The organism is Mesorhizobium sp. M0771 (assembly GCF_040320155.1).
GTDB lineage: Bacteria > Pseudomonadota > Alphaproteobacteria > Rhizobiales > Rhizobiaceae > Mesorhizobium.
This window is the reverse complement of the sequence record NZ_JAMYPC010000008.1, coordinates 23,591-37,480: the sequence shown is the minus strand read 5'-3', so window position 1 is coordinate 37,480 and position 13,890 is coordinate 23,591. Positions and strand designations below refer to the sequence as shown.

14 protein-coding genes are annotated in these 13,890 nt (G+C 65.0%); 7 read left to right on the top strand and 7 right to left on the bottom strand.

Annotated features, from left to right (window positions below):
* Nucleotides 1-151 precede the first annotated feature (151 nt).
* Nucleotides 152-457 carry a hypothetical protein gene (locus NKI05_RS14320; RefSeq protein WP_023689804.1) on the top strand — a complete coding sequence of 102 codons (306 nt, stop codon included), beginning with the start codon at nt 152-154 and terminating at the stop codon, nt 455-457.
* A gap of 49 nt (nt 458-506) precedes the next feature.
* On the opposite strand, the gene NKI05_RS14315 is transcribed toward NKI05_RS14320, so the two are convergent.
* Nucleotides 507-1,154 carry a Vgb family protein gene (locus NKI05_RS14315; protein ID WP_023814852.1) on the bottom strand — a complete coding sequence of 216 codons (648 nt, stop codon included), beginning with the start codon at nt 1,152-1,154 and terminating at the stop codon, nt 507-509.
* 29 nt (nt 1,155-1,183) lie between these two features.
* On the bottom strand, nt 1,184-2,404 hold the full coding sequence (locus NKI05_RS14310; RefSeq protein ID WP_023685490.1) for a hypothetical protein: 1,221 nt from the start codon (nt 2,402-2,404) through the stop codon (nt 1,184-1,186).
* Between the two features lie 389 nt (nt 2,405-2,793).
* Between NKI05_RS14310 and NKI05_RS14305 the strand changes: the two genes are divergently transcribed.
* From NKI05_RS14305 to NKI05_RS14295, 3 genes are all read left to right on the top strand, one after another.
* The gene (locus NKI05_RS14305; protein ID WP_023685489.1) at nt 2,794-3,546 is read left to right on the top strand and encodes a DUF899 domain-containing protein; all 753 of its coding nucleotides are present in this window, start codon (nt 2,794-2,796) and stop codon (nt 3,544-3,546) included.
* Between the two features lie 86 nt (nt 3,547-3,632).
* Entirely contained in the window at nt 3,633-3,956 is a 324-nt protein-coding gene (locus NKI05_RS14300; RefSeq protein WP_023814853.1) for a hypothetical protein, read from the top strand.
* On the top strand, nt 3,953-4,957 hold the full coding sequence (locus NKI05_RS14295) for a zinc-dependent alcohol dehydrogenase family protein (protein WP_023689800.1): 1,005 nt from the start codon (nt 3,953-3,955) through the stop codon (nt 4,955-4,957). The genes NKI05_RS14300 and NKI05_RS14295 overlap by 4 nt, the downstream gene beginning before the upstream one ends.
* A gap of 18 nt (nt 4,958-4,975) precedes the next feature.
* Here the strand turns inward: NKI05_RS14295 and NKI05_RS14290 are convergent, their stop codons facing one another.
* From NKI05_RS14290 to NKI05_RS14275, 4 genes are all read right to left on the bottom strand, one after another.
* Nucleotides 4,976-5,473 (bottom strand): ATP-binding cassette domain-containing protein, encoded by a 498-nt coding sequence (locus NKI05_RS14290; protein ID WP_352792503.1) that lies wholly within the window; start codon nt 5,471-5,473, stop codon nt 4,976-4,978.
* Nucleotides 5,421-6,839 (bottom strand): ABC transporter permease subunit, encoded by a 1,419-nt coding sequence (locus NKI05_RS14285; protein ID WP_352792501.1) that lies wholly within the window; start codon nt 6,837-6,839, stop codon nt 5,421-5,423. The genes NKI05_RS14290 and NKI05_RS14285 overlap by 53 nt, the downstream gene beginning before the upstream one ends.
* A gap of 71 nt (nt 6,840-6,910) precedes the next feature.
* Nucleotides 6,911-8,056 (bottom strand): sugar ABC transporter substrate-binding protein, encoded by a 1,146-nt coding sequence (locus NKI05_RS14280; protein WP_032893929.1) that lies wholly within the window; start codon nt 8,054-8,056, stop codon nt 6,911-6,913.
* Between the two features lie 158 nt (nt 8,057-8,214).
* The gene (locus NKI05_RS14275) at nt 8,215-8,871 is read right to left on the bottom strand and encodes an SGNH/GDSL hydrolase family protein (protein ID WP_023814855.1); all 657 of its coding nucleotides are present in this window, start codon (nt 8,869-8,871) and stop codon (nt 8,215-8,217) included.
* Nucleotides 8,872-9,037: 166 nt separating this feature from the next.
* Between NKI05_RS14275 and NKI05_RS14270 the strand changes: the two genes are divergently transcribed.
* The 3 genes from NKI05_RS14270 to NKI05_RS14260 all read left to right on the top strand — a co-directional run bounded on the left by NKI05_RS14270 (nt 9,038) and on the right by NKI05_RS14260 (nt 13,385).
* The gene (locus NKI05_RS14270; protein ID WP_352792498.1) at nt 9,038-10,273 is read left to right on the top strand and encodes an ROK family protein; all 1,236 of its coding nucleotides are present in this window, start codon (nt 9,038-9,040) and stop codon (nt 10,271-10,273) included.
* Between the two features lie 242 nt (nt 10,274-10,515).
* Nucleotides 10,516-13,065, top strand: coding sequence for a caspase family protein (locus NKI05_RS14265; RefSeq protein ID WP_023814857.1), 2,550 nt, complete (start codon nt 10,516-10,518; stop codon nt 13,063-13,065).
* Between the two features lie 14 nt (nt 13,066-13,079).
* Nucleotides 13,080-13,385, top strand: coding sequence for a hypothetical protein (locus tag NKI05_RS14260; RefSeq protein ID WP_023703064.1), 306 nt, complete (start codon nt 13,080-13,082; stop codon nt 13,383-13,385).
* Nucleotides 13,386-13,409: 24 nt separating this feature from the next.
* Here NKI05_RS14260 and NKI05_RS14255 read toward each other — a convergent pair whose 3' ends face one another.
* Nucleotides 13,410-13,772: a hypothetical protein gene (locus tag NKI05_RS14255; RefSeq protein ID WP_023672522.1), complete on the bottom strand. Its 363-nt coding sequence runs from the start codon at nt 13,770-13,772 to the stop codon at nt 13,410-13,412.
* Between the last annotated feature and the right edge of the window lie 118 nt (nt 13,773-13,890).

Genomic DNA, 13,890 nt, shown 5'->3' with positions numbered 1-13,890 from the left:
GTGAGCCAGCCCGACGAGGTCGACATGAACCAGATCCTGTTTCGGCCGACGGCGCGGGAGTACTAAACAGATCTCGTGCTTGGGCAAAGTTCGGGTTGACCGCTGCCAAGAGCGCGGCGACTATCCCTGCAACGTGCAGGAGGACATGAGAATGGACGAACCCGATCGCTGGCGGCACATGGCGAGCGCGCCCAAGGACGGCAGCCGCATCCTGGTCACGGTCAGGCCATCGGAACAGGGGCCGGCCGAGGTCGACCTCGCTTACTGGTCGCGCGCCGACCAGTTCGGCACGGAGGGCTGGCGCTCTTCCGATTCGTCGCCAGGACGGGTGATCGAATACCCCGAACCGGAGTTGAAATGCTGGATGCCGCTGCCGACGGCCAATCTGAGCCGGGCTTCAATGCCAAGTCCGTGGCAAGGCGAAGACGTCCCGCTGCTCGACGGCTCCGGGATATGATCTCGGCGGGACGTTTCGCACCATAAGGCGAACGCCGCCGGCCGCGGCCTTATACGCTGCCGGCCGATCTGGGCCGGCGCACCGATCGCACCATGCCGCCGGGGCCGCTGCCGCAAAAGAAGCGGTCGCCGCCGTCGGATTCGAGCCCGGAAACGCCCACCCCTGCCGGCATGTCGAGCCGTTCCAGCACCTTTCCGCTTTGCGGATCGACGCGCCGGACATCGCTCTGGTCGCCTTCCCAGGTGCCGTGCCAGAGCTCGCCATCGACCCAGGTCACTCCGGTGACGAAGCGGTTTGAGTCGATGGTCCGCAGGATTTTCCCGGTCTCGGGATCGATCTGGTGGATCTTGCGCTCCCGGTTTTGCCCCACCCAGAGCGTGCCCTCGGCCCAGGTCATGCCGGAATCGCGGCCGCCGCCGGGCGCCGGGATGATGGAGAGCACCTTGCCGGTATCCGGGTCGATCTTCTGGATGCGGTCCCCGGCGAGCTGAAACAGATGTCGGCCGTCATAGGCGGTGCCGGCATGGGCGGCGACATCGATCGAGCGCAGCGTCTCACCGCTTGCCGGATCGAAGGCGGTCAGCCGCTCGCCCGTCGCAAACCAGACATTCTGTCCGTCGAAGCTCACGCCGTGCACGGTGTCGACATCAGGAAAGGGCCCGTATTCGCGCAGGATTTCCGCTGCTGAATGTTTCATGTCCTGGTCCTCGATCATGGTCACCTTTCCTAGCCGTTCGGCAGCGGCGACGGGAGTAACAAGGTGGTCGTGAAACCAGCGACCGGTGGCGTCATCCAGCGCCGCGCCCGGCCGTGGCCGAAGGACTGCACTTTGCCGGTCTCGGCCAACTGCTCGAGCGCCCGCTGTACGCTGCGCTGTCCGGCGCCCAGCGCCAGCGCCAACGCCGAGCTGGCCCAGGATTCACCATCAGCCAGGAAGGCCAGCACCGCGGCGTGCCGCTCCTCGATCGGCCGCGCCAGCACCGCCACGGAGCCTGCTTCGCGCGGCTTTAGCGCAAAGCCCTGGCTGGTCGCGCCTATGCCCGCCAGCGGCCGCAATTCGGCGCGCAGCCGGCCGATCTCGACCCGCAGCCTGGCGCGATGCGATTCATCGGCATGCCGGCCGCCAAAGGCGCGGGCAATCAGCGTCGCCCTCGGCACATCGGCCGGCCAGGCTTCGGCAAGCGCGCGCGCCAGCGCAAACAGCACCGGCCTCGTTGCCAGCGAGATCGTTGTTTCCTGCTTGTGCACGATATAGCGGAACGTATCGACGACCAGCGCGCGCGACGCCTGCAGCGCTTCGACCTCTTCGAGCAACAGCGGATGCTCCTCGCCGCCTGCGATCAGCCGCGCCGCCGGCGTCTCCAGCGCCAGGAAGGCGCTGTCGACCTCCGCCATAAGACCCGGAATGCCGGCCCGGCGGGCGGCATGGCGCGCCCACTCAAGGGCTGCGCGCGCGGCCTTCGTCTTCAGGCGCCGCATGGCGATGCCGGCAACCGCGAGTTCATGCGCGGCGCGTGAGGCCGGCGGAAGCGGCGACGGATCGAGCCCAGCCAGCACGTCTTCAGCCTCGTCGAGGCGGCCGATCAGCAGCAGGCGGCGCACTTTGAGATGCCCGGCATGCGCCGCGTTCAGCCGGTCGCCATGCTTTTCCAATGTCGACCGCGCCGCGTCGAGCGCCTTGGACGGCCAGCCGAGATCACGCGAAACAAGTGCGATCTCGGCTTCGGCGACAACGCACCTGGCGCGCGCCACCGCCTCCTTTGGACCGAAGGCACGGCCGGCCCTACGCAACAGTACTTTGGCGCGATCGAAATCGCCGAGCTGCGCCATGGCAATGCCGCGCAACGCCAGCGCCGGGGCATCCTCGCGCAAGGCGACGCGGTCGAGTGCCGCCAGCGGATTGCCCGCCGCCAGCGCCAGCCCTGCCGCGGTGATCAGCGAGTCCATGCAAATCCCGTCACATTTGTAACTCCCACCGCTCCCCTTATCGGCCCTAACTTAAGTCACCACCGCCAAGCAGCAAGCCGGGGACGGCGACCTAGCCATCTGGACTGGTTGAAGACGCCCAGGCCTGCGTTGACGGCAATATTCGCATTCGCTAGCCTGAGCATCTCAGACAGTCGTGTTAAGCTTCTCAACAAGGAAAAACCGACCATGCCTGCTTCCGAGGACTTCGAGCCCACCGTGCGGCCTCGCCACCCCTGCTGCGGTGGCCCGCCTGCAAATGCCGTCACATTTGTAACTCCGCCCTCGCCGCCTCGCGGCCCTAGCCTGCCTCACGATCAACAGGCAACGACAAGCCACAACGGCTCAACAACTGGCAAAGGAAACAAGCAATGACCAAGCACGTGGCAATGAAGACCCCACCGGTCGTTTCAAGGCAGGAATGGGAAGCCGAGCGCGAAAAGATGCTGGTGAAGGAAAAGGCAACGATGCGCGCCAGGGACGCGCTGTCGGCCGAGCGCCGGCGCATGCCATGGATGGAAGTAGACAAGCCCTATGTGTTTGAAGGTCCCAACGGCAAAGCGAGCCTGCTCGATTTGTTCGAGGGCCGGCGCCAGTTGATCGTCTACCGCGCCTTCTACGAACCCGGCGTCCACGGCTGGCCCGAACATGCCTGCCGCGGCTGTTCGCTCGGCGCCGACCAGGTCGGCCATCTCGCCCATCTCAACGCCCGCAACACCACGCTTGCCTATGCCTCCCGCGCGCCGCAGGCCGACATTGCCAGCTTGAAGCAGCGGATGGGTTGGGAGATGCCCTGGTACACAATCACCGACAGTTTCGACAAGGATTTCGGCGTCGACGAATGGCACGGCCACAACGTGTTCATCCAGGACGGCAAGAAAGTCTATCGCACCTACTTCATCAACAACCGCGGCGACGAGCAGATGGGCACGGTCTGGAGCTACCTCGACGCAACGCCGCTCGGCCGCCAGGAAATCTGGGAGGATTCGCCCGAAGGCTATCCGCAGACCGAGCTCTACAGCTGGTGGAACTGGCACGACAATTACGACGCCGCACCCGACAAGACGTGGGAGGAAGTGTCGGCGGCCGGCGAAGCCGCGTTCCGCAACAAGGACGGCAAGTAAGGACCTGGAGCGGCGCCCATCCAGCTTGGTTTCCTGTGCCTCACGGGACAGGAAACCCGGGCATTGATCATCAAGGGATTACGACCATGAGCGATATCGGCACAGGCACCGGCAGTGAGGTCCCTCAACGCTCCGATGCAGTTTCTCTCCGCACCGCCGACTGGCTGTGCCTCGCCGCGGCCCCTGTTTTCGCCGTGATGGCGCTGCTTACCTGCATTCACGCTGGCGACGGCGTCATGTCGTGCCTGGGGGCCGATGCCTCCCCGCTCACCGGCATGCCGCTGATGTATCTCTTGATGAGCGCCGTCCATCTGGCGCCTTGGCTGCGCGTGATTTCCGGCCGCCGGTCCGGCGATAGGCTGGACCGCCGCCGCCATGCTAACGCTCTTTACGTCGGAGAGAGACTATGAAGCTGGTCAGGCTGAGAGCGCCGGGCGGGTTGGACAAGCTAGACCTGGTCGAGGAGGATCAGCCCCGGCCTGGGCCGGGAGAAATGCTGGTCAGGATTCGCGCCTGCGCGCTGAACATGCGCGACGATTTCGCCGTACAAGGCAAGGTGCCGCTCGCCGACGGCCGCGTGCCGCTGTCGGATGGCGCCGGCGAGGTGATCGCGATCGGTGACGGCGTCGACACGTTCAAGCCGGGCGACAGCGTCGTCAGTGTTTTCTACCCCTGGTGGCTGGCCGGCGACATGAGATCCGATACAAGCCGCGACATTCCCGGAGACAGTTTCGACGGCTTCGCCAGCGAGTATGTGTGCATGCCGGCGCACGCCTTCACCAGGGCGCCGGCGGGCTATACGCATCTCGAGGCGGCAACGCTGACCTGTACGGGCGTCACCGCCTGGCGCGGGCTGGTGACATGCGGCAAGGTAAAGCCCGGCGACACCGTGCTGATCCTTGGCACCGGCAGCGTGTCATTGTTTGCGCTGCAATTTGCCAAGGCCGCCGGCGCAAGGGTCATCGCCACGTCGTCCGACGAAGAGAAGCTGGAGAAGCTCAGACGACTCGGGGCCGACAGCGTCGTCAACTACAAGGCGGTGCCGGAGTGGGGCGGCAGGGCCAGGGAACTGACGGACGGACGCGGCGTCGATCATGTGATCGAGGTCGGCGGACCGGCGACGCTGGCGCAGTCGATAGCGGCCTGCCGGACAGGCGGGCATATCGCACTCATCGGCGTCCTGACCGGCTTTGCAGCAGAAGTTTCGATCCCGGCGCTGTTTTCAAACCAGATCCGCATCAGCGGAATTTCCATCGGCAGCAAAGCCGACCAGCAGGACATGATCCGTGCGATAGAGGTCAACCGCCTGAAGCCTGTCATCGACAGCAGCTTTCCACTGCAGGATATCGCCGCCGCCTTCAGGCACTACGAAGCGCAAAGGCATTTCGGCAAGGTCTGCCTCGAGCTTTAGATCCTGCGATCGGCATTCCTACCCAGCGGCCGGCGCCAGCGTCCCGCTTGCCATCAGGCCCCAGAGCTGATCGGCGGTCAGCTGTTTGGCCGAGCCGTCGTAAGCCACCCTGCCGAGGCTGAGCACGACGATCCTGTCGGCCAGCGCCCTGACCGTCGACAGGTCGTGCGTGACCAGGATGACGCCGGTGCCGCTGGCGGCGATCGAACGGATCAGCTTGACGACCTGCGCGGTCTGCTTGACGCCGAGCGCGGCGGTGGGCTCGTCGAGGCAGATAAGCTTGACGTGATCGGCAAGCGCGCGGGCAATGGCGATGGACTGCCGCTGGCCGCCCGACAGCGAGCGCACCAGAACGTTTTCGTCGCGAAGCGTGACGCCCAGCGCGGCAAGCCGGGCACGACACTGCTCGGCGGCCTTTCGGTCGTCGCGAACCGGGAAGACACCGAGCCAACGCCGCGTTTCCTCACGCCCGAGGATCATATTGTGGGCGACGCTGAGGTTCGGGCAGAGCGCCAAATCCTGATAGACGGTCTCCAGGCCGGCGCCGCGTGCATCCTGCGGGCTCCTGAAGGAAATCGGCTGGCCCCTCGAGGGTCATCGCGCCGGCATCGGGTCGGATGGCGCCCGAAATAATCTTCACCAGCGTCGACTTGCCGGCGCCATTGTCGCCGAGCAGACAGACGATCTCGCCTTTGCCGACCGTGAAACTCGCCTCTTCCAATGCCGTCAGCGCGCCGTAGGATTTGCGGGCGCCGGCAATCGAGAATGCCGGACCTTGCGGGGCTTCTCCATTGCCCTCCGTCACGGCAGGGCCGGCCGAGGCGACGGCACCATTGTCCGCCACCGTGAAGTTGGTCGCGGCGGCCCGAGCGCGCCGGCCGCGAAAACCGATCGCAGCCTGGTCGGCCACCAGCGCCAGCAACAGCATGCTTCCCACCGAAATGGATTGCCACCATGATTGCAGGCCGACGAAGATCAGTCCTGCATTGAGGATGCCGATGGTGGCAACGCCGATGGCGATGCCGAGCGGCCGGCCGGAGCCGCCGGAAAAAGCGACGCCGCCAAGGATCGCGGCGGTGAGCACGTCGAGCTCGAAGCGAACGCCGATGGTCGGCGTGATGCTGCCGAGGCGGCCGGCGATCAGCACCGAGACCAGGCCGATCAGCAAGCCATTGGCGGCGTAGAGGCCAACCACCGTGCGCCCCACCGGAATGCCGCAGAGTTCGGCCGCGCGCGGGTCGCCGCCTATGGCGTAGAGCCTCAAGCCGGTGACCGTGCTGGTCAAAACAAAGGCTCCGATCACAAAGACCAGCGCGGCGATGATCACGGTGTACTGGATGCCGAAGATCTTGCCCCGCCCCAATTCTAGCAGAGCCTCGGGAAAACCATAGACCGCGGTGCTGGAGACGACGAAGGCAAGGCCGCCATAGAGCGCCAGCATCGCCAGCGTGACGATCAACGGCGAGATGCTCAGCCTGCGCACCAGCAGACCGTTGAGCAGACCGAGCAAAAGGCCCAGACCCAGGCCGACGCAGATTGCCAGCAGCGCGCTCTGCGTCGCCACCGCAACCTTGGCAGTGATGATGCCGATCAAGGCGACCATGCTGCCGATGGAGAGGTCGACATAGCCGGCGATCAGCAGCGCGGAGGTGCCGAGCACGGCGATCAGGATCGAGGTCGAGTTGACGCCGATGACGACGAAATTGTCGAGGCTGAAGAACGATTTGTTCAACAGCGAGAAGGCGACGATCAAGCCCAGCGCGACCAGCGCCAGCCCGATGCGGCCAGACGCTTCGCCCGGCGCCTTGACGCCCGGCAGCAAGGATGAAAACCGGCCCGTTTGCAGCGGTGTCGTCCCCGTTCGAAGGCTGTCTGTGCTCATGCTTGCCTCTGACTGAAGCGGGCGGTTTCAGGTCAGGCTGACCCGCCCGTATCGCGCGGGAAAAACAGGCGCTACTTTGCCTCGGATGACCAGGGGAAATTCACATACTGGTCGCGCGTATCGTAGCAAATGTTGCCGTACATCCTGAGATAGATGTCGCGGCGCTTCGGGTCCTTGTAGACCGCGGCCGGATCGGCCACGTCGGCCTCGTATTGGGCCATGTAGTCGCTGGTCAGCGCCACGGGGAGGATATCCATCGCCTGCGGGATGCTCTTGCCCTCCAGCCAGTCGGCGGCGTGCTGGCCCATGGCATAAGCGAAGACCGGCGACGCCAGGCTGATGCTTGCCTTGTAGGGACCGCCGCCTTTCTTGATCGCGGCGACCGCCTCCGGCTCGCCGTCGATGCCGCCAAGGAACTGGTCCGGCCGCGCCTTGCCCGCCGCTTCCAGCGCAGCCAGCGCGCCGAGCACGACGGTGTCGGCGCCGAGCACGACATCGACGTCGGGATGGGCCTGGAGAATAGTGCTCATCGTGGCAAAGCCGCCTTCCTTGTTGACGGGATTGGGCGAGATGTCGGCGACGATGGTGACGCCTGGCATAGCCTTGAAGATGTCGCGCATGGCGGCAAAGCGCGGCGCCAGGAATTCCATGCTGTCATGCGACAGGATGACGACATTGGCCTTGCCGCCGAGCTTGTCCTTTATGTAGGCCGCGGCCGCTTCGGCCAGCACCTTGCCGGTCTCGTATTGCGGCGCGTTGAGCAGCGACGTCGCCGGCGGCGGCACGATGGTGCCGACATAGGCGCCCGACCAGATAAGCTCCTGCAGGCTGCGGCTCATCGAGGCCGGGTCCACTGGGGCTGCGACCAGACCGCCGATCTTGGAGGCGAGAAACAATTGCACCTGCTCGACCCCCTTGGCGGCGTCATTGTTGGCAAGCGCGCGGCGATATTCCAGGCCGCGATCCTTGGCGGCGGCGGCCAGGCCGCGGTCGACGCCCTGCATGAATTCACGCTCGTTGTCCTGCGCGAAGGCCAGCACCTTGCTCAGGCCGGGCGGTGGGCTGCAGGCCGGCGCCTTCGGGTCGAACGGCGCAAATACCGCCGGCTTGGTGAGCCCGGCCGGGCCGTCCTGCGCGCTTGCCAGGATGGTACCGCCCGCGAGCACAGCGGCAACGCCGAGCAGCGTCGCCAGCATCATGTTCCTGTCAGATCGCATTTCACTTCCTCCCTGTCGTTGATTGTTGCCGCGCTTCGTAAGCCTCGCGGTCGCTACTCTTCCCAGTCTCCCCAGATACCCACCTTCCCGCTTGCAAGTCAAAAGTTTTTCCAGTGGAATTAATTAATCAGAGATAGTCGGGTGACTCGCCCACGCGATCACGCCTTGGCGATCAGCGACTGGACGGCTTTGGCCAATTCCGTGCCGAGCACGCGATGCGCGTCGCTGTCGAGGTGAATGCCGTCTACCGCGCTCGACTCGACGACGTCGCCGGCGTTGAAGAACGCGGCGCCGGCGCGCCGGGCCGCATCGCGGAACAGGCCGGCAAAGTGCATCGACTTTGCGGCGCCGCCCAGGAACATCTGGCCGAACCAGTCGACCTCCAGCATCGGCGGCGGCGCAACAATCAGGACCGCGGGCGCCACGCCCGCGGGGCCAGCTTCGCTGCGCAGGACAATTCTGGCCAAAATCTCAACGGAATCAGCGACGTCGTTCGGCGTTACCGAGAACCTATGCTTGAGATCGTTGGTGCCGAGCATAAGGATCACAAGGTCGAGCGGCATATGCGTTTCCAGGCACACCGGGAGCGATTTGAGCCCGTTCTTGTGGAGACCTTCGATCGGATCGTCGTGCACGGTGGTGCGCCCGCCCTGCCCTTCTTCGATCACATCCCATCCGTTGCCGAGCTGGCGGCGCATGATGCCCGGCCAGCGGCGGTCGGGCGTGAAGCGGTGCCGTCCGACGCGGGCCAGGGTGGGAATGGCGCCATAGGTATTGGAATCGCCAAAGCACATGATGTTCCGGGTCTGCGTCACGGCATTGCTCCTCCAGGCTTACATACTTTGAACGACAGCAGGCCGGCTGGCGTCAACTACATTTTTCCATCGGGTGGATTTAAGTGTTGCCTTGCCAGGCCCGCATTGCTACGTCAGCGCTTTGATCGGCTCGCCTTGCGGCCAAACTCCTTGCGCAGGGGAAAGCGTGACCGGCACCAGCTTCTTCAGTCTCGAAAAGATCGCCGAGGGCCGCAGCGGCGGAACCACGCAGGCCGAGAGCCGCGTCTACAACGAACGCCTGATCGTCTCGCTGATCCGCCGGCACGGCCAGCTGGCCAAGACCGATTTGACGCGGCTGACCGGGCTGGCCGCGCAAACCATCACCACCATCGTCAACCGCGCCGCCGGCAACAAGCTGCTGCTGCGCCTGGAGCCTTTGCGCGGACGGATGGGGCAACCCTCGGTTCCCTATGCGTTGAACCCGAAAGCCGCGTACGCCTTCGGCCTCAAGGTCGACCATCGCAGCGCCGATGTCGCCCTGGTCAATTTCGTCGGCGACGTGATGGCGTTCGAACGGACGCTGTTCGACTATCCGACGCCCGTCGAGGTGATGAAATTCGCCAAGGGCGCCATCGCGCGCATGTGCCGCAAGCACAGATCGATAGAGCAAGACCTCATCGCGGGTCTTGGCATCGCCTCGCCATTCCATCAGTGGAACCTGAGCGAAGAGGGCGCGGTGCCGGCGAGCAGGCTGGATGCCTGGAGGGAAATCGACATTCGCGCCGAACTGGACCGGGCGTTCGACTGGCCGGTGTTCCTCTACAACGACGCCACGGTGTCGGCCGCGGCCGAACTGATGTTTGGCGCCGGCGGATCGCGCGCCGACTTTCTCTATGCCTATGTCGGGCACTTCATCGGCGGCGGCCTGGTGCTCGATCATCACTTGTTCCCCGGCCGCAACAAGCTGGCCGGGGCGCTGGGCGACATGCCGGTGCCCGCGCCGGGGCGCAAGGGCGACGGGATGACCCCGTTGCTGCGCGTCGCTTCGCTGCATTCGCTGGCCGGCAAGCTCAACGACCAGGACAATGGGGACGAGGGCGCCGGCCGCATCTGGTCGTCGCCCGACGACTGGGGCGACCTTGGAGAGCCGCTCACCGCGTGGATCGATGAGGTTTCGGACGGGCTTGCCTATGCCGCCCGCAGTGCCGTTGCCTTGCTCGACATCGACAATGTGGTGATCGACGGCGCCATACCGAATGGCGTGCGCAAGGAGATCGCCAAGGCCATGCGCAGAAAGCTGGCACGGATCCTTGTCGATCGCCCCGAGCCGTTCTCCGTCATCGAGGGGACGTTTGGCCATCTCGGCCCCGTTATCGGCGGCGCCAGCATTCCGTTGCTGGTGAAATATTCGAACGACAAGGAACTGCTCTTCAAGGAATAGGCGCGCAGCCGCCGGCACCAGGCATTCCCCAAACAGCGAACTGTGAGACTTGTCACATACCTGCTCGTGAAGCGCGTGCTACTTGCACCCTGCGGTCGGTCGACGCCGAAAGAAATCGCCTGCCATGGTCTGGCGGTGACGGGCCTTTCACTTTATGCTGTGGCAGGTTGCATACTCTCAACGGACCTTGATGCCGCAAGCGGTGTTCTCGTCGGCGTCAGGCCGCGACCAGGAGTTTTGTCATGCTCCGACTTTGCGGATTCATCGCGGCCTTCATCCTTGCCGGCTTCACAAGCTTCGAGGCCTGCGCCGATCGAAGGGTCGCGCTCGTCATCGGCAATTCCGATTATCGCGACATCCCGGCGCTGAAGAACCCGGCCAAGGATGCCCAGGACGTATCGGCCACGTTCCGGCTGGCCGGCTTCGAGGTTTTCGTCGCCGAGAACCTCACCAAGCAGCAGTTCGAAGGCCAGTTCCGGGACTATCTGGCCGCCGCCGACGGCGCCGATCTCGCCGTCGTCTACTATTCCGGGCACGGCTTTCAGATCGGCGGCGAGAATTTCCTGATACCCGTCGACGCCTCGTTGAAGAAGGCGGCCGACATCGAGGTCCAGGCCATCAAGCTCAACGACGTGCTGGAGCAGCTGCGCTCGAAGTCGAAGATCCAGGTGATCATCCTCGATGCCTGCCGCAACAACCCCTTCCCGCGCAACAATTACTGGCTGCGCGACCAGCTTGTCACCGCCGGCAATACCGGGCTGGCGCAGGTGCGAAGCTCGCTCAACACGCTGATTGCCTTCGCCACCGAACCAGGCGCGGTCGCCTATGACGGCAGCGGCGACCTCAGCCCGTTTTCATCGGCCTTTTCGCGGCGCGCGCTGGCGCCGAACCAGGAGATCCGCACGGTCATGTCGGCGGTGCGCCGCGATGTCGTGCAGGCCACCAACGGCATGCAGGTGCCCTGGGAAAATTCCTCGCTGATCGATGACGTGGTGCTGGTGCGCCGCAACAACCGGCCTTCGCTGCCGCCAGTGCTGGAGAAGGTAGTGCTCTCGGGGGTCGGTCCTGTCGCTCTCGGCCTGCCGGAGCCGGTCGATGTCGATGGCGGCGCTATCAGCGTCAGCATCGAACGTCCGCCGGCAATGGGCCGTCTGGTGCTGGACGGCAAAGACGTCGCGGTGGGCGAACCGATCGCCGGCAAGGACCTGCCGCGCCTGCAGATGGATGTCCCCAAAGGAGCCGCCACGCAGGACGAGGTGGATATGCTGGCCTATGCCACGCATGACAATTGGGGCGGCGGAAGCCAGGGCATATTGGTGTTCCGCGTCAAGAGCGGCGAAGGTGCGGCGGGTCAGCAGATCATGGCTTCGCTCGAGGCCGAGCAGAAGCAGCAGGTTCTGGAGCGCGGCATCCACATCACCGGCGCCGCCGAAGCGATCGAGAACCGCAAGCTTGATATTCCCGTCGGCGTCGGCCCGGTCGCGCTCAATCTGGATTTCCCCACCGACGATCCGGCGGTCAGCCTGAAGGTCTCGGGGTATCCGGCAACGGGAACGCTGTCATTGCCTGATCGAACCTTGTCGCCGCAATCCAGCCTTCTGGCCGGTGAAGTCGACCATCTCCGTTACGAGCCGCAGATCGGCGCCGGCGCGCCGGTCGAGGTCGGCTTCGAAATCCGGGCCGACAGCAGCTCGGCTAAGCCCGCGACAATGAAGCTGTCGCCGACGGTCGATGCCTGCGATACCGCCGCCGGCGAGCCTCTCGACCTGCAAGGGGTGGTGCCCGGCCTGCTGCCGAACGAGATCGGCGCCGGTGCGGTGGCAGCCTGCGAGGCGGCCGTGAAAACCTATCCAGACGTCGCCCGCTTCCACTACGAGCTCGGCCGCGCCCTGCTTGCGGCAGGCCAGGTTAGAGAGGCCAGGACAGCCATCGAGGACGCCGCCAAGAAAGGCCATGTGCGCGCCGTCTTCGAACTCGGCTATCTCAACGCAACCGGAACCGGAACGACCATAGACCGCACCCAGGCCAACGCTCTCTACAAGGCTGCCGCAGACAAGGGCGATCCTTACGGCATGACCTCGTGGGGACGCGCGCTGTTCAATGGCTATGGCGTCAACCGCGATACGGCCAAGGGCCTCGACCTGCTGCTCAAGGCGGCGGCCATGGGGCACACCTATGCCATGAACGATCTTGCCGCCATCTTCACCGAGGGCCGCAACGGCGTGCCTGCCGATCCGGCCCGCGCCGTCGCCTTCCTGCAAGCGGGGGTGCAGCGCCAAGACATGTATTCGATGAACCTGCTCGGCCGCAATTACCTCGCCGGCCAGGGCATCGACAAGGATCCGAAGACGGCGCAGGCCCTGTTCCAGCAGGCCACCGATCTTGGCCAGCCCTACGCGCCCGGCAGCCTCGCCCGCATGTTCAGGGATGGCGCCGGTGTGCGCCAGGACCCGGCGGAAGCGCAAAGGCTGTTCGAACTGGCGACCACGCGCGGCGATCCGTCGAGCGCCTATGATCGCGCGGCGCTTGAAATGGCGAAAGGCGACAAGGCCGATCAGGCTGTCGCGGTGCGCTTCCTGGCATTCGCCGTCGCGCTCGATCTGCGCAAGGAGCTGCCGGACGCCAAAAAGGGCCTGGCGCAGTTCGGCACCAAGCCGAAAACGGCAGCTTTGGACGCCCTGCGTCGAGAGCTCAAGTCGAAGATTCCCGCGTCCGGTTCGCTGGACACGCAACTGGTCAATGCGGCCCGGGGGGTCTGGGAAGAAGCCAATCCGCGTCGGGATTTGTTCTGAACAATAAGGAGGCCATGGTGGGCAAGGCATTCAAGCAGACATTCGGGCAGGCATTCATCGGGATAATTCTATCCGGCGTTCTGGCCGGGCTCATGGGCTGCACCTCGGTGTCGCCGATGTTTGAGCCGGCGCCGCCGGTGAACCATCGCAAAGTGGTTCGCGTAGCACCTCAGCCAAAGGTGGTCAGATACAAGAAGGCGGCCACCGGCAAAGTGATCAAGCCGGCCGAGGAGATCCCGCAAAAGCCGCCCGTGATTCCTTCTCTCGGCGGCAGCGGAGGCGGCGGTGGGGCTGGCGGCGGCGGCGGCGGTTGGGGATGAGATCGTCGACCAAGGGCGCTGCACTCAGCGGCCCCAAAGGGTCTTGCTAAATTCCGCATGAGCCTTGGACAACGTCAAGCCGAAATCGTCCATCCCTGTCGCGGCATCGGTTGGCCAGCGGACAATTCGGCGCAGCGCTGCACGGAAAAGGCAGCGGACGAACGCTGCCAGTGCAGAGGCCACGACCGCCGCCGGATCGAGTCTGCGAGCCGCCAATGCCCGATGGGCCTGTTGTGTTTCGAGATAGCGGGCCAGCGCAATATCGTGACGCGATGGTGCGCCAAGCTCCTGCCGGTCGCGCCCGGGGTCGTCATGCCAGATGGGCCACTCGGTCGGGCCAGGGTGATGCACGGTATCCTCCTGCGAAAAGAGATCCAGTGCGAACAATCTCCTCAAGCGCCGTGAGCAACGCGTGGGAACCTGCGTGATGGAATCGTGAAAAGCGCCTCGGCGGCGGAATAAGTGTTGAAATGGACCGAGCTTGAGCGGATCGTCGTCGCGCTGT